This window comes from Diaphorobacter caeni (assembly GCF_015354245.1).
GTDB lineage: Bacteria > Pseudomonadota > Gammaproteobacteria > Burkholderiales > Burkholderiaceae_C > Diaphorobacter_A > Diaphorobacter_A caeni.
In genome coordinates this window covers 607,507-633,131 of sequence record NZ_JADKYZ010000001.1, presented here as the reverse complement: position 1 = coordinate 633,131, position 25,625 = coordinate 607,507, and the positions used below count along the sequence as shown (strand labels likewise).

The window sequence follows — 25,625 nt, the reverse complement described above, 5'->3', positions numbered from 1 at the left end:
CAATCCAACTCAAATCCAACTCAATCCAACTTGATTCCTGCGGCCTTGATGACCTCGCCCCACTTGGTGCTGTCGCTCGCGACGATGCGAGCGAACTCCGCCGCCCCCGCGCCCGAGGCCTCGTTGCCCTGGGTCTCGATCAGCGCCAGCATCTCCTTGGAGCGCGAGACCTTGCTGAGCACCGCACTGACCTTCTCGGTCAAGGCGGGCGACATCCGACCGCCACCGAACACGCCCTGCCAGCCGACGATGTTGATGCCATCCACGCCCTGCTCCTGAATCGTCGGCAGATCGGGCAGCGCCGGCACGCGCGTGGGCGTGGCCGCACCAATGCCCTTGGCCTTGCCCGCCTTGATCAGCCCCACCGCGCTCGCCGTGCCGTCAAAGTAGATCTGCACATCGCCCGCCACCAGCGCGCGCGACGCATCGGTCGCGCCCTTGTAGGGCACGTGCAGCATCTTGACTCCGGTACGCATCTGCAGAAGTTCGGCGTTGAGATGCGAGGTCGAGCCCGGCGAATAGCTCGCGTAGTTCAGCTTCTCTGGGTGGGCCTTGCCATAGGCCACCAGTTCCTTGAGATTGCTGAACGGCGCATTGGGCGCGGCGATCAGCACCGTGGCCGACTTCATCACCTGCGCGAGCGGCGTGAAATCCTTCACCGGGTCATACGGCAGCTTGGCGTAGAGGTGCGGGTTCTGCGTGTGCGTGATGACGATGGTGTAGAGCAGCGAATGCCCGTCCGGCGCCGAGCGCGCCACGTCCTGCGCACCGATGAAGGTCGACGCGCCGGGCTTGTTCTCGATGATCACCGGATGCCCCTTGAGCTCATCGCTCATCAGCTTGCCGAGCAGTCGCGCGGCCACGTCGGAGCCCGAGCCTGCGGGCAGTGGCACGACGATGCGGATCGGCTTGCCGGGCTGCGGCCAGACTTCGTCGGCCCATGCGGAAGAAGTGCCTTGCAGCCCGAGCGCGATGACGCCGAGAGCGAGACAGGAGCGTCTTGTGAATCTGCGGATCATGGTTGTCTCCATGTGGGTGGATGGACGAATCTGCGGCATGTTCTGCTGCCACCGCGCCTCATGAAACGTCCTTTGAAATTTTTAATTCAACTCAATGCAAGCGCTTGCATAAAATGGTATGCGCATCCCGGGCGGATAAGATTCAGTAGATACCATTAGTCTTTTCACGCATTTGTGAACTGCATCCGATTGCCCCCATGAACCAGAACGCCAGGACCTCCGTGGCCAGACCCGCTTCGCTTGCCGACGTCGCCGCCATGGCGGGCGTCTCCACCGGCACCGTCTCGCGCACGCTGAGCCGCCCGGAAATGATCAGTGAGGAAACCCGCCAGCGGGTGATGCTCGCCGTGCAAAAGCTCGGCTACGTCGTCAACGGCGCGGCACGCGCGCTCGCCATGCGACGCAGCCACACCATCGGCGCGGTGATTCTCAAGTTCGGCAGCTCCAACTTCGCGCAGGTGGTCGAGGGCCTGGAGAGCGAGGTCGCGAAGAAGGGCTACACCCTGCTGCTGTCCGCCCCCGTGCCGGATGGCAAGACCGAATTCGCCGCGCTCGCCGCAATGCTGGCGCGCGGGGTCGACGCCATCGCGCTGCTCGGGTTTGAAGGCTTGGAGCAGGCGAGCGACATTCTCTCGCGCTACCCCGGCATTCCGCACGCGCACCTGTGGGGCAATCCGCTGGGCGGCGGCCACTGCATCGGTCTCGACGAAGCGCACAACGGCCACATCGCGCTCAATCATGTGGCCGACCTCGGGCACCGCGAGATCGGTCTGGTCTGGGGCCATGTGCAGGGCCCTCTGCGCTATCGCTCGCGCCATCGCATGCTGGGAGTGAAGGCCGCGGCCAAGAAGCGGGGCGTGCGCATCGTCGATGCCGCCTGCGTGCACACCGAGCACGGATTCGAGCAGGGCCGCATCGCCGCCGAGCAGGTGCTCGCCGCGCGCACCGGCGTGACCGCCCTGCTTTGCGCGAGCGACTACCTCGCGGTCGGCACGATCCGCGGACTTCAGCAGAACGGCGTGCGCGTGCCCGAAGACATCTCGGTCGTCAGCTTCAACGACAACGATTTCTCGGCCTACATGAACCCGCCCCTCACCACCGTCCACCTCCCCATCCGCGAGGTCGGCATGAAGGCGGCGCACTATCTGCTCAGCGGTCTGGACGAGGATGTGGGCGAAGACACCTACGTGCTGGAGGCGAGCCTGAAGGTGCGCGACAGCTGCGCGGCAGTGGAGACGGAAAAGCCCGTCGTGCGCGGCAGGAAAAAGCGCGTCTGATCAGGCGGCCAACGCGCCGTCCAGGCGGGCTCGCACCAGCGCCTCGTCGCCCGGTGCAAAACAGCCGATGAAGACCAGCACGGATTCGACTGCATCGACGGCATCGGCTACGGCAATGGCATCAGCGGGATGCACGGCAGACGCGGCGGCATCCGCGATCCGCACGCGGTCAGCGACCACATGGAACTCCTGTGCCGAAGATTTCTCGAGCACATGGACCAGCCCCTTGGCACGCAACGTGCCCGCTGGCAGCTCGCGCAGCACCTGCCGAAGCCGCTGCTTGTGAAAGCGTCGCGTCGTGCGGTGGAAAAATGAGCTGATCGCGTCGTGCAGCAGCGCGTCGGATCCCCGCCGCTTCCAGCCGCCTCCGTCGTGACCAAACGGACGCGCGACGCGCGGCGCTTCATCGAAGAAAACCGAGGACGGAATGCAGCCCATCTCCGCACGGAACTGCGCCGCGCGTGGCGCGATTTCTGCGAGCCATTCTGCCGCTTCCTCGACATCCTGAGCACCCACCAGATCGCACTTGGTCAGCACCAGCGCGGTGGCGCCCGCGATCTGCCGGCGCAGCATGTCGCCGATCATCGGATCGCGCAGGTGGCTTTCGATGTTCGATACATCGACGGTCACCACGACCGCGTTCAGGCGGAAATCCGCGTCCAGCATGCCGACCTGCGCGATGCGCGTGGGATCGGACACGCCGCTCGCCTCGATCACCAGCAGGTCGGGACGCTGCACGCGCTCTCCGACGGCCGCGAGCGCCTGCACCAGCCTGTCGCCGATGGAGCAGCACACGCAGCCATTCTCGAGCTGGATCACGTCGCTGCTGCGCGAGCGAATCAGTGCGGCATCGACGTTGATCTCGCCGAAGTCATTGACCAGCACGGCCACGCGCTGCCCTTCGGTGTTGCCCAGCAGACGATTGAGCAGCGTGGTCTTGCCCGAGCCCAGATAGCCTCCCACCACGACCATGGGAATCGCTGCGGGCGTCATCGTCTGCTTGGCGTTCACTTGGCAGGTGCCTCGAAGACGCGACCGCCCAGCACCGTGCCCCAGACCGGCACGTCCTTCAACCCGGATGCGGGCACGGCGGACGGGTCCTGCTCGAGCACTGCGAAGTCCGCGAACTTGCCCGCTTCGATGCTGCCGATCAGGTGATCGAGCTTGAGCGTCTTCGCCGCGCCCATGGTCACCGCATGCAAGGCGTCATCGACCGACAGACGCTCCGCCTCGCCAAGCGACCGGCCCGATGCGGACACGCGGTTCACGGCGCACCATGCGGTGAACAGCGGGTTGAGCGGCGTGATCGGCGCGTCCGAATGCATCGAGAAGGTGATGCCCAACTGGCGCGCGGTCTCGGCCGGATTCATGCGCGCCGCCCATTCGGGGCCCACGGTCTGCGTGGCGTGCGCATCGCCCCAGTAGTAGAGGTGATTCGAGAAAAAGTTGATGCACATGCCAAGCTTCGCGGCGCGCTCAAGCTGCGCGCGATCGGCCAGCTGGCAGTGCTGCAGCGTGTGGCGGTGATCGTCGCGCGGATGCTGTTTCAGCATCGCCTCCACCACGTCAAGCACGACCTCGGTGGCCTCGTCGCCATTGGTGTGGATGTGCAGCTGCAGGCCCGCCGCGTGGAACGGCATGAACAGATCGAGCAGCTGCGACGGTGGAATCAGCCACAGGCCGTTGGGCTGGCCGCCGACATATCCGGGATCGCGCAGTCGCGCCGTGAAGCCCTGGATCGATCCATCGACGATGAACTTCACCGGACCGAAGCGCAGCTTGTCGCTCTCGCCCTGGCGTGCCGCGAGCACACGCGCCGCTCCGCCTTCGGGATTGCGCTGCGGAGCGAACGCGGGCACCACCCGCATCGGATAGGCCTCGTCGGCCGTCACCTCGTGCAAGGTCTTGAGACCCACGTCCGAGAGATCGCTCACCAGATCGGTGGCCGTGGTCACGCCCGCCAACTGCGCGACGCGGCCGAACTTCCAGATCGCCGTGCTCTCTTCCGCCGCCGCAAGCGACATGGATTTGCCCAGCAGCTTCTGCACCGGAAACATCGCCGCGAACTCCTGCAGCTCGCCCGTGGGCTGACCATTCGCATCCTTGTGGATGCCGTCGATGTCGGTGTCGTCGTCGATGCCCGCCATCGCGAGCATGGCCGAATTCACGTTCATCAGATGCACGCTCGCATGCATGACGACGATGGGCCGCGTGGCGGACACGGTGTCGAGCTCGTTCACCGACAGGCGCGCCGTGCCGAACAGGATGGGATCAAAGCCCCAGCCGAGCAGTGGCGCATGGGCATCGATCAGCCTGGCCTCTGCCTCCTTCAGTCGCTCAAGCACGGCATCGAGCGTGCGCAGCCCCTTCCACAGCTTGCCGTCCGGGTCGCGCCGGTCGAAGAAGCCCAGATACACCGCGTCCCACATCGCGCCTTCCATCAAATGGCTGTGCGCCTCGATGAGGCCGGGCATGAGCACCTTGTCCGCAAAGCGATCCACCCGCTCGGCGTCGGGCCATGCCGCCATGTCCGCCTCGGAGCCCACCGCGAGGATCTTTCCGCCCTGCACGGCCACATGGGTCGCGGCGGGCTGCGCCGCGTTCATCGTGAGGATCTTGCGCGCCACGAAGACCTGTGTGGCGCCGCTTTCTTGAGTTGTCATGTTCATCTCGATTTTCATTCTCTGCACCGCCGATCGATCACGCGGTCTTCACTTGCGCCGCAGGGCGTGGCAGCAGCCACTGCGCTGCAAACAGCACCACCAGATTCACCGCCAGACTCACGAGACCCAGGTTCACGCCACCGAAGTCAGGCTGCTCCACATACATGGCGATCGCCGAGAGCTGACCACACAGAATGCCAAGGCCCACCGCCATCGGGCGCAGCTTCTTCTTGAAAAGAATCGCGAGCACGCCGGGGAAGAATTGCGTGACGCCGTAGTACGCGGTGTTGATCAGCGTGAGCATCAGGTTGGGCGTCGCGAGCGTCATCACGATGGACATCAGCAGATAGATGACGATCACCACCTTGCTCGCGAACTTCTGTTTCTGCTCAGGCACCGAGGGCATCAGATTGCGGGTGACGATGGGGCCGATGGCAAGGCAGATGCCCGCCAGCACCAGCAGACCCGAAAGCGCCGCGCCCGCCGCCACCAGCCCCAGCAGCCAGCCGGGCAACAGACGCGTGGCCGCCGCGAAGAACGCCTCGTTGGGCGATGCGAGTTCGAGGTTCTGGCTGATCGCGTAGTACGAGGCCAGCACCAGGAACGGGTACATCAGCATGTACAGCGGCATCACGATCTGCGTGCGGCGGATGGTGTTCGCGCTCTTGGCGGTGAAGAAGTTCTGGATCGCGAACGGCATCATGTAGAAGCCCAGTGACTGAAAGAAGATCGTGCTCATCGAAAAGCGCAGCTCGGTCGGATTCATGTGGTTGCTGACCTTGGCGCTCGCGGCCTGGAACACCTCGTCCACGCCCACATGCATGCCCACGGCCACGCCGGTCACGATGATCGCCGCCAGCATCAGGATGTCCTTCAGAATGGCGATGTACGACATGGCTCGCACGCCGGAGATCGCGATGTAGGTGAACGCGAGCGCGGCCGAGATCAGCACCAGATGCAGCGGCGTGAAGTTCCAGCCCAGCCCCTTGAGCGCAGCCACCAGCCCGGTGAACTGCAGCTGGCCCCATGGCAGCAGAAAGATGATGGCCGATGCCGCGACGATCAGCTCAAGCGCGCGGTTCTGGTAGTGGCCCTTGAACAGGTCCGGCAAGGTGATCGCGTTGTGCCGCGAACCTGCCTCCCAGATCTTCGGCCCCAGGAAATAACCAAGCGGATAGGCCAGCAGGATGTAGCCCAGAAACCAGACGCCGTAGGTCGGCCCCTTGGCGTAGATACCGCCGGGAAAACCCACCATCGTGCCGATGCTGTAGACCTCACCCGCCGCCAGAAAGAACACCAGCCACGCGCCGAATTGCCGCGAGGCCACGAAGAAATCATGCACGCTCTGATCGCCACCGCCCCTGCGTGAGCGAATGGCCAGATAAAGCGAGTAAACGATGAAGCCGAGAAAAACGATGGAAGCCATGACGTCAGTCCTTCTCGATTCAGTGATCACCGTGCGCCGCGAGCGCCTCGGGTTCGTGGCGGTCGAACAGATACCAGACCGCGTACATGCAGGCCGACGTCAACACGAACCAGATAAAAATCCACAGATAGATGAAGGGCACGCCGAGCAGCGAAAGTTCGACCGTCGAGACCCAGGGAAGCAGCCCAATCACCGCGATGTACGGTATGCCGAGCCCGATGAGCACTTTGAACATGGTTTGTCTCCTGTCATGAATCCGGCGGGCACCTTCCGCCCACCGATGGCCCGCCAAAAATAGGGTGCGGACCGTTTGTGGAACGCATGTTAGAAACATTGTTCCTATAATTCAAATGCAAAGTTTGTTCGAAAAGCATGAATGAAACTCATGGATTCACAGAAGCTCAAACACCTGCTGGCCGTCGTCGAACACGGCACCTTCTCGGACGCGGCGCGCGCCGTCCACCTCACGCAGCCCGCGCTCAGCCGCAGCATCCGCGCTCTGGAAGATGAGCTCAAGGCCCAACTCTTCGACCGGGGAGCAAGGCGCGCGCGGCTCACGGTGTTCGGAGAAGTCGTCGCCGAACGCGCGCGGCGCATCCGCTTGGAGATGACGCAACTGCAGCGCGACATGGAACTGCTGCGCGGCGCCAAAGAGGGCCACCTGAACGTCGGCTTCGCCCCCGGCCCGGCCGCGCTGTTGCTCACTCCGTTTCTGATCCACATGGCGCAGCAGCACCCCGCCATCAAGGTGCGCACCGAACTCGGCGCCACCACCGCCCTGCTGGAGCGCCTGCGCAGCGAGTCCATAGACGCCATCGTCGGCGACAGCTACATCCTGAACTCCGCCAACGACGTCGAAGTGGAGCCTCTCGGCCACCTCGCAGCCGGCATGGTCTGCCGCGCCGGCCACCCCATCCTGCGCCACAAGCGCGTGGACTTCGACACCCTGCGCCAATACCCGCTCGCCACCACCACGCTGAGCACCGCCATCACCCGCCGCCTCACCGACCTCTGGGGCCCCGAGGCCGAACAGGACAAGCTCTTCACCCTGCACTGCAACGACTTGGACACCCTGCGCAGCGTCACCCTGGCCAGCGACGCCCTGCTCTTCGGCATCCTCGCCATCACCCGCCGCGAACGCGCCAACGGCACCATCGCCGAAGTCCCCATCGCCATCGACCCCCACCGCTACGGCCGCTACGGCATCGCCCGCATCGCAACGCGCACGCTGTCGCCCGCACTCGACGTGCTGTATGCCTTCACGCGGGAATCCTGGGGGGAGATGGAGGAGGATTGAGCAAGTGCGGATCAGAAAACAGAAAACCCGTGCAACTCAAAGAGCTGCACGGGTTTTTGCATTCTGGCGGAGAGGGTGGGATTCGAACCCACGGTAGCATTGCTGCTACGCCTGATTTCGAGTCAGGTACATTCGACCACTCTGCCACCTCTCCGCGACTCGAAGCTAGTATTCTAGCAGGAAATTTTCGGTGCCCTGAAAGATATACGGATTTTGATCAATTCGTCGGATTGCACATTGTTGGGCATGCAAGAACACACTGGCGATCTAGATCGGAAGGGGGCCTTTCAGCCCACTCCCGTTCACGCCAAATCAATGCAACCAGGTTCGGCGGCGCAGGGCCAGTGCGGCAACGCCCACTGCCCCAACTTCATTTGGCCCCGGGAGATACAGCGCTCCGGCCCCTCCTTGCCTCAAGGTGAGGCCAGCAGCACTCAACCATGAACCCCATAGGCCATCCTGCACGAGACACGCTCCAGCCACTTCCTGACTCCCAGCGCTCGGGCGGCAAGCAGCCAAAAGGGCCGCTCAATGCTCAATGCCCATATGAAACGGGCCGCTTGGGCCCGTCTCTCAAGATTTCTCAACCAGAGCGGTGGAATTCAAATCCACCGCAGCATCGCTATTGCGCCCAATGTCGAGTCCGGTTGGAATTGAACGTCTGGATGACTGGTGAATAAGGGAGCGGGAACATGGCGTTTCAGCCATGCCGTCGCTCCCTCACTTCATCAATCTGCGTTGTGAGTGCGGCGCTGACGAACCACCGCAACGCCTCCCAGCAGGAGCGACAGCACGGCAAATCCCCACGTGCCGAGCGTTGGCACGGAAGACGGACTTACGGCGCCGACCTTCGTTGAAGCGACGTTGTTGGCCGGATAGGGATCCATCGTCGTGCTGGCCGCCGTCGTGGTCAGCGTCACTGGCGTTGCGTCTTGAGGCGTGAAGGTGGTTGTGCACGAGATGCTTGCACCCACAGCCAAACTGGCAGCCGATGAGTCCGGTGTGCAAACGGTGGTTGCATCAGCAGGGGCTCCCGTCACCGTGCAAGTGGCGGATGCCGCTGCGTCCGGGCCTGCATTGGTGCAGACGCTCGTCACGGAAACGGGCGTTCCAGGAGTGCTTGCCACCGTCGTCGGTGCCGTCGACTTCATGTCCGCCAACTGACCGTCCGTCAGCAAGGTGGATGCCGTGTCGTTGCCCGGATCGGGGTCTGGCGTGGTGCTGCTGGCCGTGGTGACCAACGTGATCGGCGCCGCCGTCGCAGGAGTGAAGGAGGTGACGCAACTGATGCTTGCGCCCAAAACCAACTTGCCGACCGGTGTGGTGGGCGTGCAAACCGTGGTTGCACCCGCTGGCGCGCCCGTCACCACGCAGTTGGCCGACGCTGCGGTGCTGGGCCCAGCATTGGTGCAGGTCGTGGTGACCGAAGTGAGCTTGCCGACTTCACTCTTGGCATAGGTCGGTGCGGATGCCTGCATGTCCGCGATCGGTGGCACCAGGACTTGTGTGGTTGCCTTGTCATTGGTTGAATCCACGTCCCGCGAAGTGGTGCCGGTCGTTGTGAGAAGGTTCACGACGCCAGCGGATTTCGGGGTGAACTTCGTCGTGCAGGAGATGGCCTTGCCCGGCTGAAGATCCACCGTTCCCGATTCGGGGGTGCATACAGTGGAAGAATCGGCTGCATCCGTTGGCACACCTGTCACAACGCAAGTTGCGGCCAATGCGACTTCGGGGCCGACGTTGGTGCAGGTTGTCGTGATGGAGACAGGGGTATCGACCTCCACCGTCTTGTCTGTTCCTGGCGTGGCCGCCATGTCAGCCACAGGCAGAACGATCAACTCGGCAACGGCTGGCGGGTTCAGGCCCACGGTTGTGGTGTCACCCGCAGAGCCGGGGCTGCCGGAGCCATTGCGCAAGGTGGTGAGGGCCGTGACCGGGCTCGGAATATTGATGGCGACATCCACCGACACTTGGCAGGATGTAGCTCCCGCGTTCAGTTGCCCCGAGTTCATCACGATGGTGCTGGAGCCCGGCGCAGCGTTCACGACGGCCGTCCCGCAGTCATGCTGGATATTGGGAGCGCTCGCCACCGTCATGCCTGTAGGCAAGGTATCGGCAAAGGACCAACCGGACTTGAGCATATTGTCGGTCGTGTTGGTGACGACGAAGGTCAGCCTGGTCGTCTCGCCATTGATCACGGTCTGAGGCGCGAAGGACTTGCTGAGCGTGGGCGTGATGTCTTCCACGAGAAGATTGTCGAAGGCGGCGTCGTTGCCCTGACCCGAGGCATTGCTGTTGACCATCTGCAAAGCGATATTCGGCGTGCTGACCAGCAGGGGAATGTCGCTGCGATACTGGGCAGCGCGCGCTCCACTCTCGTACCTGTTCACGTTGCCCGACGGCAAAGCGGAGGGCAATTCACCGGGATTTGTTCCGACGTTCACATACTGTTGACCGGATGTGCAGACGTCAATGGACTTGGTGGTCAACCGCTCCAGATTGCTCGGGTTGACTGCCGGCGTCGAGTTCTGTGCCAGATCCTTGATCAGGTAAAAATCGAATGTCGGATTCGCGTTGGCTGGCGTGCCGCTGGAAGACGCGCAGTTTCTCGCAGCCATCGCCACGGACATTCTGATGAAGCGACCACTGGAGCCCGGGTAGCTCGGCAGCGGGACCGACTTCATCATCTTCAACTGAATCATCGGCGTGTTGGGGTAGTTGCGGTTGTTCGGCAACTGTGTGAATGCGGCGATGGCTCGGTTGGATTTGTTGGCGCCCGGCCCTGATCCAGGATTGGAGATCTGCCCGAGGACGTTGGCCAGCACCTGCAGATCGCTCCACGCGTCACTGGCAACCGTGTTGTTGGTGGTTGCCTGACAATAATTGGCATTGCCCGGGTTGGCTTCAACAGTCTGAGCACCCGTGAACGCTTTGTAAGGCGCCAGCAACTTGGCGCTGGGGTATGGCGTGGCCGATGCGTCAGCGCTCAGCCAAAGGCCATTGCAGTATTGCTTGTTCAGCCAGAAGGGCACACCGGAATAGCCGTCTACCGAGCCATTGCCTCCGCTGGCGCTTGACGTGCTGGCACTCAAATTGCCTTCGGCGCCGTACGTCATGCCTACGACCTGCCCCTTGTAATCCGTGGCGGCACTGACGTACTCATCCATCGTCAGCGCATTGGTGAGGTCAGGGGGACTCACTTTTTGCGCCGTGTTTTCAAAGTCTTCGCGAAATATCTCCAATGGAACTTCTTGCGCGGGGGGCGAAGCCATGGCGGATGTGAGCGACCCGATCATCAATGCGCCACCTATCGCCGTCTTCATGCCCAGTGCCGTTGGTTCAAACCAATGGCGATTTTTCAGGTTGAACCCCACGCTCTTCACTCGATCTTTTCTTTTCAATTTTCAGCCTATATTTTTTTGAACTACCGGTTTCAAATACCTAGCGCCATGGATGGAGCACGTCGCCATCTCCAAGGGCGTGTTGACGTTCGCCTCACAGTCTGAGACGAAACAGCACCATGCGAACGCCCGACACGCTTGCGACCAGCATCCCCTCGCTGGCAACGGAGTGGCATCGGTACAGACGTCTGAACACCCCACGCTGGATACACATCGCCTTACATAAAAGGCAGATCCATGAAAAGTATATATATCGAGATACAAAAAGTATGCAATTGAAGTGAATTGCTAGGGATTAACAGGAGTCGCGTGCAGGAATCTTTTCGGGGCTGCTCAACGACTGCAGACGCGGTCATGCCCTGCGAAGCGGATCGCCTGGATCCGCTTTGTTTGCTTTTCAGGTGTTTTCGAGGCGTACGGCCAATGTGGTGACCGTTGACGCAATGCGTCGCCTGCTCACTGCGCTCCCTGAATTGATGCATTGGGGAGCGGCGCAGGCCACGCCGGCGGCCACAGCCGGGCCACTGTTTCTGCAGGCTGTCAGCACAGAGATGAAATGGAGCGCTCCCACCGTTCCATCCTTATGGCCCGCAGCGCTGGACTGCATGTCCGCTGCGGGGAGGCGATTGTCACAACGGCAGTTCCGGCATGGTTGGCAAGATCAGGAGTCCCTCACCGGCCAAATGCGAAAGCACTCACGGGGCGAGCAGGCCACCCAGCAAATACATAACGGAGCTTGATAGTTTTTCACATTTAGTTGCACGCGAGCAACACGTTTCAGACGGTCAGCCGGTGGATCCGCGCATGACTGACCACGGCGCCGCGGCATGACCGCAGCGCCAAAGTCCGTCGTTTATTTTGGAGACGCAGCAATGCCGATCAGAACGACACCGTCGCCGACATGCGATAGGTGCGTGGCGCGCCCGGCATGGCGAAGCCGTCGGTGAACATGCCGGTCCAGTACTTGCGGCCAGCGACGTTTTCCACGCTGGCGTTGAGGCGCAGCGGAGTCGCGCCGACTTTGGTTTCGTACTTGGCCATCAGGTCGAAGCGCGTCCACGAGGGCAGGCGCAGTTTGTTGCCCGAGTCGACCCATTGCCCATCGGTGTAGAGCAGTCGGCCACCGGCGGTGAGACCCTTGATCGGGGTGTCCCAATCCAGTCCGATGCGGGTGCGCAGTTTGGGTACGCCGAAGTTTTCCAGCCCGGTGTTCATCTGGCGGGACTTGATGTATTCCACGCCGCCGAGCAGCGACAGCGTGGGCGCGATTTTGCCGAACGCGCTCCACTCGAGTCCGCGCAGGCGCTGCTCGCCGTCGAGCACCTGATAGTTGTTGCTGTTGGTGATGACCGATGGCTTTTTGATCTGGAAGGCGCTGACGGTGTGCGTCATTTCACCGGCTTTGATCTTCACGCCGAACTCGCCCTGCTTGGTCTGCATCGCGTCGAGCGATTCGCCCGAGTTGGCATAGCCCGTGCCGACGATACGACCCGGCTCCAAGCCTTCGGTGTAGTTGGCGAACAGCGAAATGTCATCGCTCCAAGGTCGCACGATGATGGCCGCCATTGGCGAGAGATGGCTCTTGCTGTAATTGGATGCCGCGCCGCTGATCATCGGCGTCTTCACGCTTTGATGGCGCAAGCCCAGCGTGACGAGCACTTTGTCGTCGGCCATGCTGATGGTGTCGGCAAGCGCGACGGAGCGAAATTCGTTTTCGGTGGTGTAGCCCTTCCAGACGGGCGCGGCCGGGAAGGTCGGCGTCGTCGGGTTGTACATGTTGGTGGTGTAGCAGTAATTGCAGGCGGTGTTGTACGAGCCTTCCTTGTGCTTGAGGATGTTGAACGACACCTGCAAGCGATGGTCGAGACTGCCCGTGGTGAACTTGCCGATAGCGCCCGCCTCCGCCGTGCGGCGCTCGGACTGCGTGTGCACGTTGTAGATCGCGCCGCGTGTGGTGCCGTCTTCGGCCGTCACGATGGCGCGCGTGCCAAACAGCAAGCCCTTGCCTTCCGCTTCAGACGCGCCAAGCGCCAAGTAGCCTTGCCAGTTCGAATTGAAATCCACTTCCGCGCGGGCCAGCACGCCGCTGTTGTCGTACTTGCCATGCGAGCCACGGAACATGTTCACATCGCCACTCGGTGCAGGCAGAACCACGCCGACCCCGCGCGCCGCAGCGTTACCCAAAAAGCTGAACATGCCGGGGCTGCCGCCATCGATGTTGTTGACGCTGTTGTAGGCATCGAGCGAAAGGCGGTAGTTGTCGCCGATGTAGTCGAGTCCAAGCGCGCCCACCTTGCGTTTCTGCGACTCGTCTTCCGCACCCATGTCACCCGATCCGTACACGCCGTTGAAGCGCACGCCCAGTCGTTGCTCTGGGCCGAATCGCTTGCCCACGTCGGCATGCACTTGAAAATAAGAGTCCGACACATAGGTGGTTGTGAGGTCGGCCACAGGTTGTGTCAGCGCGCGCTTGGTCACCATGTTCACCGAACCGGCGACGCTCGCCAGCGGCGGCATGCCCGACAGCAACACGTTCGGGCCGCGCATCACCTCCACGCGCTCGAACATTTCGATCGGCACGGAGTTGGCGGGCGCGATACCGTAGAGGCCGTTCGTTGCAATATCCATCGCGGTCACATCCAGACCGCGCAAGTTGAAGTTTTGCAGCAAGTGGCCTTTGTTGGTGGTGAAGACGACCGCAGCATCGTTCTCCAGCACGTCCTGCAGCGACAACGCGGACCAGTCTTCAGCCAGCTCGCGGGTGTAAGCGTTGACGTGCACCGGCGCATCGACGATGGACGTTGCGCCCAGAATGCCAAGACGCGCACCGTTGGCGGCTTTGCGGCCCGGTGCGAGCGTAGGCAAATCTTCGCGCTCGTACTTGTCACGCACGTTGACTTGCGGAAGCGTTGCAGGCGCTTGTGCTTGTGCCTGCGATTCGGGTGTCGCTTCTGCGTTGGACTGAGCGTGTGCGAACGAGCTTGCGCTGGCAGCGATGAACGCCAGAACAATAACGTTGAGCCGAGGTTTGAAGGCGGTTTGTTTTTGCATGTATGAAAACCTTTTGACGATGAAACTGGGACTGAAAAAAGCGATGTGACTAAGCCTGCTTTTTGTGCCGCATAGCCAACCATCCGAAGAACAAAGCGAGCAGTGCGCACAGTCCTTCAAACAGCAGAAATTGAGGTTGATGCGTCCTGTATTCCGAGTCGCTGAACAGCGATGGCGCAAGGCTCTGAAGCCATGCCAACAAAGGAACCAGCGCATTGCCTGCAGCGGCAACCCACAACAGCGCAGTGGCCGCGCGCTGCGCGCCAAAACGAAACGCGTAGACCAAGCAACCCGCCAGCAAGAGATAGAAAGTCCATTGATGCACGCCATCTACATTCGCCATGTGCGGTGCCAATAGGCGCGAAGCCACCAGCGTGGCAGGCAACGCGGCTGCGCAACCCACGCAGATGCCGAGCGTGGCGCTGGACATGATGCGCACGTGCCTCGGACGCGCCTCGATCTCGCGCGTTGTGCGCAGCCGCTTGGTGCGGGTTTCAATCCACAGCAAATTGCCGGTGTAGAAAATCAACGCGCCACTCAAGCCGAGCAACACATACAGCACACGTACCGGATCACCACCGAAGCTGCCAAAGTGCAATGAGAAAAAGCTGACGAGCGAGGCACTCAGTGCATTGCTCTTTTCGCCGGGAAAATAAATGCGGTCGTAGATCTGCCCCGTGCCCGGATTCACAAATGCAAAGCCGTGCTGCGCGCCGCGTTTGAAGTACCGGTCGTCCGTCCCGGTCACCAACAAAAACGTGCGCTTGCCGCCCATCCCCACAAAATCAAGCGACTGCGGCTCAAAGCCCGGCACCTGCTCGCGCACCTTGCGAATCAGCTCCGTGGGTGCGAGCCACTGCGCCTTATCGACAACGGGATGCTTGATGCTGTCGCGCTGCACGGTCGCCTGCAGCCCATCGCGGTAGATGAATTTATCCTGCGCGTCGTAGATCCAGTCATGCAGACCGAACACCGCCGCACTCAGCGCAATGACGAGATGAAATGGCAGGCTTGCGACACCGAGCAGGTTGTGCACGTCAAGCCACATGCGCTTGATGTTGGGGCCTATGCGCAGATAGAACAGATCCTTCACCAGCGAAGGCAGCAGCACCACCACGCCCGACACCAACGCCAGCGCATACAGCAGCGACACCACACCAATCACCGGCTCCGCCCAATCCAGCGGCAGCGGTAAGCCGCCCTTGCGATGCAGGTAATCCACAAAATTGCCAGCGTTATCGCTCTCCTTACCAAGGCCCGCTTCGTGCACCTTGCCATCGTTTCGCAGCTCGTACCAATGCTCGCTTTCTCTGGATGAAAGTCGAATCAACGGCGTCGTGCTGTCCGCTCCGGGCAGACGCAAACTCAGACGCCCTTTGGCATCGGGGTGCTGCACAAGAAACTGCTGCAATGCGCGATCAGGATCGGCGCTCACATCGGCCTTGGACACCGCCTTTTGTGTCCATTGCCGAATCTCGGGCTCCAGCATCGAGAATGCACCGGCATAGAACGCAACGTACAAAAGCAGTCCGCACACGATGCCCACCCAACTGTGCACGGCCAGGTAGTCGCGAAGAATTTGCGCGTTGATCTTCATCGCATCACCCACCACAGCCCGGCGGCCAGCGCATTGGCTGTGAGCAGCCACACCATGCAACGCAGACGCGTACTCGCCAAGAAGCTCGCGCACAGCACCGTGCACCACAGTGGCACCACCAGCCACATCGCCACCTGATCGCGCGCGGGCGCAAACGCGGGCCCGAGCCCCGTGTACATCAACAGCCAACTGATCCAGAGCGACAAGGGAAAGCCCAGCAGCAAGCCCGCCACGCCTTTGAAGAAGAGATGCCGCGGAGCCGCATCGAACGCACTGGAATTCATGCGCCACCCCTCGCCTTCTTTTTGGGTGCGTGCCACCAGCTCACACAGGGCACCGCCAGCATGACCAGCCCCAGCACGCATGCCATGGCCTCCGCCAGCCCCAGTCCCGCGCGCGCCAACGCAGCGACGCCGGCGGCGAAGCACAGGCCGCTCAGCGCAAAGCCGACGCCCCCACGCAGCCGCGTGTCAAAACGCGGAGCCGCGAGACAAAGAAACCACCCTGAGACGATGGCCGCCAACCAACCCAGAACCAGCATTTGTCACTTCAATCATTTTTTTCAAAGATGCAAATGATATTGGTTTGCATTATCAATGTGAAATGAAGTGTTGCAAATCTGCGTCGTGCAGACGCTCACCCCTGTATCTCAACAGGAGGGGCGTCTCTCTCATCCAGCTCAGAGCGTGTTTACGATCTCGGCGCGAGGCCGCGCCTGCAAGACCGTGTGGAGATCGTCAGCACGCGCTCAAAAATGGCGGCGCGAACGCACCAGCGCGAGCCCCGCCATCATCAGCGAGAGCAGCATCACCGCCCACTGCCCCAGCGAGGGCACCGGCGTGGCGGTGTGCGCAGGCGGCGTGTCGGCCGAGCAGGTGACGACGACGTTGCCTACGTCCGCCGAGACATTGCTGCCCGAGCCTGCGGAGACCGTGCAGGTCTGGCCGGAGGGCTGAGTGCCGACCGCCACGTCGTAGGAAGCTCCCGCATTGATCATCGATGCGAAGTGGAACACGCCGTCGGCCGCCAACGTGAGCGCGTCGCCGCCGTTGTTCAGCAGCACCACGCTCTGCCCTGCCTGCAGGCCGCTGAGCGATCCGCCGACGCGGTACAGCGGTATCCATTTGGCATGCACCGTGGCGTCAGCGTTCACGAGCGCACCGAAGTCATGCACCTGCGTGGTTGGGGCATCGCTGTACCAGCCGTCAAAGACAAAGCCGCTGCGGACCGGGTCCACCGCCGGTCGTGTCGCCCGGCCATCGGGGCCCAGTTCCTGGGATGGGACTGCCGTGCCACCGGTGGTATCAAAACTCACCGTGTACGGGCCCACGCAAGTCACCACGATGCCGGAGACATCCTTGCCCGGCGTTGGAATGGCGCCCGCGCCAGCCGCATTCACCGTGCAGCGCTGGTTGACGGGTTGGGTACTCACCTGGACTTCGTAGGCCGCGCCCTGGGCAAAGTCTTGCGGAAACTGGAAACGCCCATCGCTTGTCATGCTGATGCTGCCGAGGCTCGTGTTGAGCGTCAGCCCCAGCGTGCGCCCGGAGACCAATCCGGTGACGTTGCCGCTCACGTAGTACAAGCCAGTCGTCCATTGGGCGTACAACGACAGATTGCTGGTTACCGGCATATTGAAGTCATACGCCGTGGTCAGAGCATTGGTCGTGTACCAGCCCGCAAAGCCCTCGCCGGGCTTGGTGGGCGGCGTGGGTACGCTGGCCTTCTGTCCGCTCACGACCGTCTCGCTGGGAACATGCGTTCCGCCGTTGGGCACATAGGTCACGACGTAGTCGCATGGTTGGCCCAACGCTTCGAAATTGACGTTGGTAAGGATGGGAGACGATGTAGACCCCGCAGGGCCGTTTTCGGACAGCCGCAGTCTCAGGTTCAGCGGCGTGGTGCCCCCCACCGCGCTGCTCGCGCACATCTCGTTGACCAGCGTCTGCGGGCCACTGCCGCGCACCATGTTGAGTTGCGTGGTGGACAACACGGTATTCGCGTCGATATCGATGATTTCGGCCAGCAGCCCAGTGTCCGCATCAACGTCGTCCGTCCACGTTTCCAGCGAGACACGATAGGTCTCTCCACGTGCGAGGCCCGGGAAATCACGGTGCATCTGACCTTTGGCTCGCGACATGCTTGGAACGGCTTCATTGAGCCAGATGGCATGGCCGGTGCCGGGCATTGAAAGTGAGCCTGCAGGCGGCGATCCAGGCCGGGCAGCGAGCAGTGCGGCGCCAGTGAATGTCCAACCTGCGCAGACCGGGTCCCAGTTGGAATTCACATAGATGCCTGCGGTACCGGTCGCAGTGAGCACGTCGTTTCTGTTGAGGGCGCCCGCCGTGCAACCGGCAAAGTCGTCAAAAGACAGAGTCACGGACTGCGCCTGCGAGTGGCCGGCCAACAGCGTGCCTGTCATGAGCACTGCCATCATCCAGACAGGCCGCACTGTCGCGCCCTTGGTGCCCTTGGTGCCCTTGGTGGAGCGCCATGCGCTCTGCAAACCGTCAATCAACTTGTGCATCCACCCAATGCGTACACCCATGGCGTCTACCCTTTGTTACGTATTCACAAAGGATCGATTATTCACATAACGCTCATTTTTCAAAAGGAATTTATCGATATTTTTGAATAGATCATGATTGGCTATCAAAAGCATGCAACTGGCTTGCATGGGAGGTGCACCGCCTCCATGAGCGCGTCCTCGCCTCCTCACGCCACATGGCCCATCACCAGCAAAGCGTCTTCGCTCGCGTGGGCCGCGAGGTCGCCACGCCGTCCATCGCCGCTGCATACAATGATTCCGCAATCACAAACATCCACGCGCAAGGAATCCACATGGCCGACTTTCCCGCCGACATCTATACCGAACCGGAGCCGAGCACCGACACGCTGGCGCATCTGGGGCCACTGTCGAACATGGCCGGAATCTGGACCGGCACGCGCGGGCTGGACGTCAACCCCAAGGCCGACGGGCCCGAGAAGCAGGCGTTCATCGAGCACATGCAGATGCAGCCCATCGACGCGCAGACCAACGGTCCGCAGCTCTTCTACGGGCTGCGCTATCACACGCAGATCTTCAAGCCCGACGATCCCGAAACCTTTCACGACCAGGTCGGCTACTGGCTCTGGGAACCCGCGACCGGCACCATCATCCAGACGCTGACGATTCCCCGTGGTCAGACGGCGATGGCGGTGGGCAAGACCACGGCCGATGCAAAGAGCTTCACGCTCGAGGCCGTGCGCGGCTCGCTGACCAACGGTATCTCGTCCAACCCGTTTCTCGAATACGCCTTCCGCACCGAGCGCTACACGATCACCGTGACCAAGCATGACGACGGCACCTGGTCGTATGAGCAGGAGACCCTGCTGGTCACGCCGGACCGCAAGGAGCCCTTCCCTCACACTGACCGCAACACGCTGCGCAAGGTGGGCGAATGCACGCTGAATCCCACGGCGCTGGCAAAGCACAAGGGAACGTCTTCCTGAACCACTTCACGATTCACGCCCCGCACTTGCTATGCTGCGCGCCGCGGGCATGTGACGGGCGAGGCGCCTGTGTGATGGCGCCTCCTTGACGATGAACGCGGTGTGCGGTGTCCGCGAACCCGTTGCCAAGACTGCGGGATCCGTTCACTGATGCGAGCCTGCCCCGGATCGCTCATCACTCCCCGGGGCACCCGTCGGTCAGCGACGTGATCTTCTCCAGGCCAGCACGCTGAGCGCCAGTCCAAGCAAGATCAGCATCCAACGTGAGTCCACAGGCACTGCAGTGGCGCCCGAGCCTAAAACGGTCTCTGCCATGTTGTTGGCGACATTGGAGTCGGCGGTGGTGCTGGAGGCTGTCGTCACCAGCGTCACACGGTTGCCTGTCTGGGGCGTATAGGTGGTGGTGCAACTGATCGCACTGCCTCTGGCCAGACTCGCGACGGGCGGTGTGGGCGTGCACACGGTGACGGCATCGGCGGGACCACCGGTCACGACGCAACTCGCGTCGGTTGCCGCGTCTGGACCGGCGTTCAGGCAGGTGGTGGTCACGGTCACCGGCGTGCCGACCACCGTGTCCACCCAGGTAGGCCCGCTGGCCTGCATGTCAGCCACGATCAAAGCCGCCACGACGACACTGGGCGCCTGGTTGTTGGACGGTGCCGTGTCCGGTGTGCTCGAACCTGCAGTGGTCGTCAACGTGATGGTTTCCGCTTTGGTCGGAGTGAACGTGGTCGTGCAACTGATCTCGCTCCCCACAGTCAGACTGGTTGAACCGGACACAGGTGCACAGGATTGCTGGATGCCGGTTGCATCACCGGGAATGCCGGTGACCACGCAGGTCGCAGCGGCTGCGACGTCCGGCCCCGCATTCACGCACCGGGTGGCGACCGTGACCGGTGTGCCCACCTTCACCGCCTGAGTGGAAGCGGACGTTGCCTGCATGTCGGCCGCGAGCGCCACCACGTTCACATAACTGGGCTTGTCATTGTTCGTTGAATCGGGGTCCTGCGTCGTCGAGTACGCCACGGTGTCCAGTTTCACGGTACCCGTGGACTGCGGCGTGAACGTGGTTGTGCAGGTGATGGAATCACCCATGCCCAGATCCACGGAGCCCGATGCAGGCTGGCACGATTGCGTGATGCCGCTCGCGTCGCCCGGCACACCACTGACAGTGCAGGTGGGTGTCAACGCCACGTCCGGCCCTGCATTGATGCATTGCGTCACGACCGTCACGGGCGTTCCGGCCTTCACCGTTTGTGTTGCCGCCGGCACAGCCTGCAGATCGGCGCTCGGCAGCGCCTTGATGGTGGCGCTCGCGGGCGGGTTCAGAAAGCTCGTCGCCACGATGCCGGGGCCGCTCGACGGTCCGCCGGCAATGACAGGGCTATTGGTCATGTCCAGACCGCCGGACGGTATCACCACGGAGGGATCCAGAGCGACATCGACGGAAACCGTGCACGACGCGACCCCCGCACCAATCGACCCAGCAGTGACATTCAACCCATTGTTGCCCGAGAGTGCGACTGCAGTCGGCGCACCGCAGGTGGTTTGCTGATTGGCCGGGCTGGCAAAGATCAGGCCAGCGGGCAGAGTGTCGGAGAAGCTCCAGCCGCTGGCCTCCAGCAGCTTGCAGGTCGTGCCGGAGGTTCCGTCCTCGCTGCAGGTGTTGGTGATGGTAAAGGTCAGCTTCGCTGTCTGTGCACGCTCAAGAGTCCCCGAGGAATAGGACTTGTCCAGTTGGGGAGTCACGTCGACCAGCAACAGATTGTCGAACGCACCGTCATTGCTGTCGCCATTGGAATTCTCGCTGGTGACCTGCAGCTTCACGAAACTGCCCGCCAGTCGATGGGATGCGTTCGCATAAAACTGTCCCGCATACACGCCGGACAAGTTCCCTCCATAGCCGCTCGCTGGATAAGGCAATTGAGCGCCATCGAAATTGGTGCCCTGCGTGCAGGGGTCCACAGCCACCGGCGTCAATTCGATGGTGCTGTTGGTCTGCACATCGATCAGATTGAAGTTGAACTGCGGGTTGAACGTTCTGGGGTCCTTGCCCGGCCCCGCGCACCCCATCGCAGCCGTCGCCACTGAAAAAGTGACGAAGCGCCCGCCCTCGGGTACCGGAATCGGCTTCACCGTTTCAAGCACCACATTGAAAGGCGTTTGCGGAGCTGCAGTCCGGTTCGCGGGAAGATTGGTGAATGCCGCAATCGCATGATTGCCCTTTGCGGCAGCGTCCGATGGATCCGTCACAGACTTGGTCACTTGCCCAAGCACGTTGGCAAGCACCCCCAGCCATTTCCACGACTGCTCCGGCGGCGCCCACACATTTCCACTGCAGTAGCGTGCCGGTGTCGTCGACGCGTCGAAGCCCGGCCAGACCCATACGTCGGGCACCCCGGAGGTATACGGAGCCGGCAGCTGCGGCGCCGTAGGATACGGCTGGTCGTCTTTCATCCAGATGCCGTTGCACCATTGAGCGTTCGCCCAGAACGGCACGTTGGTGTCGGTCTGGTACACGCCGCTTGCAACGTAGGTCTGGCCCAGTGGATTGTTCAGATAGTCCGTCGCAGCACTCAGGTAGGTATGAACCATCGTCGCCTGCGTCGGGTCGCTGCCGCTGCCGTTGTTCGGCCCCAGCGTTGGCTGCGTCACGGAAGTGTTGTCGAAGTCTTCCAGAAAAAGGACCTTCGGCGCCTGCGGCGTCCCCGGCGTTCCGGGGGCAGCCCAGGCGAGTTGGGTGGAGGCAAGAAGACAGATCAGGGCAAGCGGCTTGCTCGGCCCCAGGATTGCGCGCCTCACGGCAACGAATCCGCCCTCACGGGAATCAGGGAGTGACCGCGTGCGATGAACTGACCGTACCCCTGCGAACGACGTGATCCTCGATGAACTCGACATGTGCATTCCCTTTATGCATATTTTTGAATATCGAACTTCTGTATTGAATACCAATACTATCAGTAAGACAAATGCAGGCTAGGTCATAAATGATCACCAGATGATAGTTGTTTGCAATGAGGGAAACCGCTCGAAGCATCCCGACGCGCCCTCAGCCACATTCAACCCGGTTGACCAGTGAACCGTACGCGGATGAGTTGAGCCATCGCGCACGCTCTTCTACCCAAGCCGCGCTAGCGCCTCGCTTTCCGTCTTGAAGAACTGAAGAAGGCGCTGTGCGGAGGCGTGGAGAACGACAAACGGATCACCCCGGGCCGCGACACCACGCGAAAGAAGAAGGGGGAAGGAAGAAGGGACCGCTCAGAAGTGTGCGACGTGATGAAATCGCGTGAAAGAGAAAGAGAAAGAGAGTGGCGCAGGCCTTCGCATGCCTGCGCTTGAGCGCTGTCAGGTCACCTTCGCGGTGAGAGCGCGCTGCATGCAATTCAGCGGGGTCTCATCAGAGCGCAAGCACGCTCTCGGACCCCGCGCGTCACACCGGCACCCCGACCACGATGCTGCCGGTGTAGCCCTTGGCGACCGAGCCTTCGAGCGTCGGGGTCTGCTGGGCGATCTGGGCGGCGGTGTTGTCGCCAAACACGTTGTCGTTGGCGATGGTGACCTGCGCAAGATTGCGCACGCTGGCGCTGTAGCCGGTGGCGTCGTTGAACACGGTCGTGCAGATGTCCTTGGGCATGGCCATCTGGGAGGTGAGTATCTTGTTCTTGTAGCTCGTCGCCTTGGCCAGGCTGGGATAGATCTCGAAATGGATGTGCGGCCAGCGGCCCGAGTAGCAGGCGGGAAAGATGGTCTCGAAGGTGACCTGGCCCTTGCTGTCGGTGACCTGCACGCCGCGCAGGTAGTTCTCCTTGAGCACGTCGCTCGAATACAGCGTGTAGGTGCCGTCACGCGTGCAGTGCCAGATGTAGATGGCATAGCCCTCCAGCGCCGCGCAGTTCGCGTTGCTGTTGACCACCGAGATCGTCAGCGTGAGCGGCACGCCCTGCGCCGTGCCCGTGGCGCTGCCGAAGCTGCCGCGGATGTCGCTGCGCACCACGCCACTGATCGTGAGCACGTTGGTGACCGCGCCATTCGAGGTGTTGGAGCCGTCGCCAGGATAGGGGCCCTCGGTTTCCTGCGGGTCGGCGATGCACGACGATGTCGTGGTGCCCGTGTCGGTGGTTGTGGTGGTGTCGGTGGTCGTCGTGCCGGTCGTCGTGTCCGTCGTGGTGGTGCTGCTGCCGCCGCTCGAATCGGTGACGCTGTCGGTGCCACCGCCGCAGCCGCCGATCAGCGCGAAGGTGCCGCTTGCCAGCAGTCCACCCAACAGCATGCGGCGGCGCGGATCGCGCAGCGCGTCGACGATCAGGTCCTGCTGCAGGCCGCCGTCGTGATCGTGCTGGCCGACCGCGTTGGTGTTCGTTGCATTGTCGTTCTCGTACATGGTCTCGTTCCTTTCATCCCGGGTTTGAAAGTGAACTCTAGGCAGCACATGTCACGGGCGTTTGCCCTTGTGTGTCAGACCTGACAAAAAGCGTGAAAAACCCGTGGCTATACTGCGAACGCGGCCGACCGCCCAAGGCCGCGCCTGCAAGACCACGTGGAGATCACCAGCACGCTCCAACCCATCATGGACCTTCATTCACGCATCCTCGTCGTCGACGATGACTCCGAACTGCGCAGCCTGATCACGGGATTTCTCTCCCATCACGGCTACCACGTGGCCAGCGCCGTGGACGTGGCGGACATGCGCTTGCAGCTCTCCAGCGACCGCTTCGATCTGCTCATTCTCGACGTGATGATGCCCGGCGAAGACGGCCTGAGCGCGGCACAGTCGCTGACCGACGCGCCCGATGCGCCGGCCGTCATCATGCTCAGCGCGCTGGGCGCGGACACGGACCGCATCGTCGGGCTGGAAGTCGGCGCGGACGACTACCTTGCCAAGCCCTGCAATCCGCGCGAGCTGCTGGCGCGCGTGCGCGCGGTGCTCCGGCGTCGTCGCGGCGGTGCGCGGCGCCACATGCGCTACGAATTCGGCGGCTGGGTGCTCGATCTGGGCCGCCACAGCCTGCGCGACGCGCAGGGCATCGCGATCCACCTGTCGGACGGCGAGTTCGCACTGCTGCAGACGCTGGTCGAAAACCCCGGCAAGGTGCTGAGCCGCGACTCGCTGCTCGACATGGTGCGCGGCAATGATGCCGACGTGGCGGTGTTCGACCGCGCCATCGACAGCCAGATCAGCCGCCTGCGCCGCAAGCTCAACACCCGCACCGACGAGACGCTGATCCGCACCGTGCGCAACGAGGGCTATCTGCTGGTGCCCGAGGTGTCGATGCGATGATGCGGTTCCTCGCACGCACCGGCCTGCGGGCGCGCATGCTCGCTCTGCTGACCGTCGCCGTGCTGCTGACCACGGTGCTCGCGGCGCTGCTGTTTGCCGGCATCGACCGCCGCCCTCCCGGTCCTTCGGGACCACCCAGCACATCCGGCCCGCGCGACATGACAGGCGAAATGGACAGCCGCAGGCCGCCGCCGATGAATGAGCACGGCGAGCGACGCGACGACCGCCCTCCTCCACCAGCCAACGTGCCCATCACGCGTCTGCTGTGGGTCGCGCTGATCGGCCTCACCGCCATTCTTCCGCTGGGCTGGCTGCTGGCCTCGTCGTGGACCGGCTGGCTCGCGCGGCTGACCGAATCGACGCGGCAGTTCGGCACGGCGCGCACCTCGAATCCGCTGCCCGTGAACGGCCCCACCGAACTGCGTGATGCCGCGCAGGCCTTCAACGAAATGCATGAGCGCGTGGGCCGTCAGCTGCACGATCGCACCCAAATGGTGGGCGCCATCGCTCACGATCTGCGCACGCCGCTCACGCGCCTCGCCTTCCGCCTCGAAGAGCTCGACGAGCCGCTGCGCAGTCGCGTGGAAAACGACATGCGGGAGATCAACATGCTGATCTCCGCCGCCATGGAATTCATCCGCGACCAGAGCCTGCAGCGCAGCCACGAGCGCCTCGACATGCGTCTCCTGGTCGAGAGCGTGGCCGACGATCTCATCGACATGGGGCACGACGTGCAGGTCGAGCCCGGCAGCCCGATCACCCTCACGGGCGACCCGCTCGCGCTCAAGCGCGTCATCGGCAACCTGCTGGACAACGCCCTCAAATACGGCCACTCGGCACGCGTGCGATTGGCGGCAAGCGACGGTCAGTGCGTGCTGCAGATCGACGACTCCGGCCCCGGCATTCCCGAGGCGCTGCTCACCCGCGTGTTCGAGCCGTTCTTCCGCGTGGAAGCCTCACGCAGTCGCGAAACCGGAGGCATGGGACTGGGCCTCGCCGCCGTGCGCGCCATCGTGGTCGAACACGGCGGCAACGTCTGGCTCGCCAACCGCAAGGACGGCGGACTGCGCGTGACGGTGCAACTGCCGCTGGGAAATGCGGGGCGAAGCGATGCGTGATGGCCT

The 25,625-nt window shown here is 62.6% G+C and carries 17 protein-coding genes and 1 tRNA gene; 5 read left to right on the top strand and 13 right to left on the bottom strand.

All coding sequences use genetic code 11. The features are described from left to right. Positions 1 to 20 precede the first annotated feature (20 nt). Positions 21 to 1,019: a Bug family tripartite tricarboxylate transporter substrate binding protein gene (locus ISG32_RS02770; RefSeq protein ID WP_228529540.1), complete on the bottom strand. Its 999-nt coding sequence runs from the start codon at positions 1,017 to 1,019 to the stop codon at positions 21 to 23. 197 nt (positions 1,020 to 1,216) lie between these two features. On the opposite strand from ISG32_RS02770, the gene ISG32_RS02765 reads away from it, so the two are divergent. After that, positions 1,217 to 2,296 (top strand): LacI family DNA-binding transcriptional regulator, encoded by a 1,080-nt coding sequence (locus ISG32_RS02765; protein ID WP_194769468.1) that lies wholly within the window; start codon positions 1,217 to 1,219, stop codon positions 2,294 to 2,296. Here the strand turns inward: ISG32_RS02765 and ISG32_RS02760 are convergent, their stop codons facing one another. From ISG32_RS02760 to ISG32_RS02745, 4 genes are read right to left on the bottom strand one after another with little or no spacing between them, the layout of a single operon-like run. After that, a complete protein-coding gene (locus ISG32_RS02760; RefSeq protein WP_407645023.1) occupies positions 2,297 to 3,289 on the bottom strand; it encodes a CobW family GTP-binding protein in 993 nt (330 codons plus the stop codon). Between the two features lie 14 nt (positions 3,290 to 3,303). After that, on the bottom strand, positions 3,304 to 4,965 hold the full coding sequence (locus tag ISG32_RS02755) for an amidohydrolase (protein ID WP_407645019.1): 1,662 nt from the start codon (positions 4,963 to 4,965) through the stop codon (positions 3,304 to 3,306). Positions 4,966 to 4,996: 31 nt separating this feature from the next. Beyond that, complete coding sequence (locus ISG32_RS02750; RefSeq protein ID WP_194769466.1) at positions 4,997 to 6,385, bottom strand: sodium:solute symporter family protein; 1,389 nt, start codon at positions 6,383 to 6,385, stop codon at positions 4,997 to 4,999. Positions 6,386 to 6,404: 19 nt separating this feature from the next. Further along, entirely contained in the window at positions 6,405 to 6,620 is a 216-nt protein-coding gene (locus ISG32_RS02745) for a DUF3311 domain-containing protein (protein ID WP_194769465.1), read from the bottom strand. A gap of 150 nt (positions 6,621 to 6,770) precedes the next feature. Here ISG32_RS02745 and ISG32_RS02740 point away from each other — a divergent pair, with 150 nt between their 5' ends. Continuing rightward, positions 6,771 to 7,682: a LysR family transcriptional regulator gene (locus ISG32_RS02740; protein WP_194769464.1), complete on the top strand. Its 912-nt coding sequence runs from the start codon at positions 6,771 to 6,773 to the stop codon at positions 7,680 to 7,682. 64 nt (positions 7,683 to 7,746) lie between these two features. Here the strand turns inward: ISG32_RS02740 and ISG32_RS02735 are convergent. The 6 genes from ISG32_RS02735 to ISG32_RS02710 form a co-directional block, all read right to left on the bottom strand. Beyond that, positions 7,747 to 7,836: transfer RNA gene (locus tag ISG32_RS02735), tRNA-Ser, on the bottom strand. A gap of 574 nt (positions 7,837 to 8,410) precedes the next feature. Further along, complete coding sequence (locus ISG32_RS27825; RefSeq protein WP_194769463.1) at positions 8,411 to 11,056, bottom strand: IPTL-CTERM sorting domain-containing protein; 2,646 nt, start codon at positions 11,054 to 11,056, stop codon at positions 8,411 to 8,413. Between the two features lie 906 nt (positions 11,057 to 11,962). After that, the gene (locus ISG32_RS02725; protein WP_194769462.1) at positions 11,963 to 14,134 is read right to left on the bottom strand and encodes a TonB-dependent receptor; all 2,172 of its coding nucleotides are present in this window, start codon (positions 14,132 to 14,134) and stop codon (positions 11,963 to 11,965) included. Between the two features lie 49 nt (positions 14,135 to 14,183). Further along, the gene (locus ISG32_RS02720; RefSeq protein ID WP_194769461.1) at positions 14,184 to 16,022 is read right to left on the bottom strand and encodes a PepSY-associated TM helix domain-containing protein; all 1,839 of its coding nucleotides are present in this window, start codon (positions 16,020 to 16,022) and stop codon (positions 14,184 to 14,186) included. After that, complete coding sequence (locus tag ISG32_RS02715; RefSeq protein ID WP_194769460.1) at positions 16,012 to 16,272, bottom strand: hypothetical protein; 261 nt, start codon at positions 16,270 to 16,272, stop codon at positions 16,012 to 16,014. The genes ISG32_RS02720 and ISG32_RS02715 overlap by 11 nt, the downstream gene beginning before the upstream one ends. Positions 16,273 to 16,479: 207 nt before the next feature. Further along, positions 16,480 to 18,258: an IPTL-CTERM sorting domain-containing protein gene (locus ISG32_RS02710; RefSeq protein ID WP_194769459.1), complete on the bottom strand. Its 1,779-nt coding sequence runs from the start codon at positions 18,256 to 18,258 to the stop codon at positions 16,480 to 16,482. A gap of 314 nt (positions 18,259 to 18,572) precedes the next feature. Between ISG32_RS02710 and ISG32_RS02705 the strand changes: the two genes are divergently transcribed. Next, complete coding sequence (locus ISG32_RS02705; protein WP_194769458.1) at positions 18,573 to 19,223, top strand: FABP family protein; 651 nt, start codon at positions 18,573 to 18,575, stop codon at positions 19,221 to 19,223. A 198-nt stretch (positions 19,224 to 19,421) separates the two neighbouring features. Here ISG32_RS02705 and ISG32_RS02700 read toward each other — a convergent pair whose 3' ends face one another. Both ISG32_RS02700 and ISG32_RS02695 read right to left on the bottom strand, forming a co-directional pair. Beyond that, the gene (locus ISG32_RS02700) at positions 19,422 to 22,025 is read right to left on the bottom strand and encodes a DUF7933 domain-containing protein (RefSeq protein WP_194769457.1); all 2,604 of its coding nucleotides are present in this window, start codon (positions 22,023 to 22,025) and stop codon (positions 19,422 to 19,424) included. Positions 22,026 to 22,653: 628 nt separating this feature from the next. Further along, positions 22,654 to 23,604, bottom strand: coding sequence for a dioxygenase family protein (locus ISG32_RS02695; protein ID WP_194769456.1), 951 nt, complete (start codon positions 23,602 to 23,604; stop codon positions 22,654 to 22,656). A gap of 186 nt (positions 23,605 to 23,790) precedes the next feature. Here ISG32_RS02695 and ISG32_RS02690 point away from each other — a divergent pair, with 186 nt between their 5' ends. Together ISG32_RS02690 and ISG32_RS02685 are read left to right on the top strand one after the other, a co-directional pair. Beyond that, the gene (locus tag ISG32_RS02690; RefSeq protein ID WP_194769455.1) at positions 23,791 to 24,501 is read left to right on the top strand and encodes a response regulator; all 711 of its coding nucleotides are present in this window, start codon (positions 23,791 to 23,793) and stop codon (positions 24,499 to 24,501) included. Beyond that, a complete protein-coding gene (locus ISG32_RS02685) occupies positions 24,498 to 25,619 on the top strand; it encodes an ATP-binding protein (RefSeq protein ID WP_194769454.1) in 1,122 nt (373 codons plus the stop codon). The genes ISG32_RS02690 and ISG32_RS02685 overlap by 4 nt, the downstream gene beginning before the upstream one ends. Positions 25,620 to 25,625: the final 6 nt, after the last annotated feature.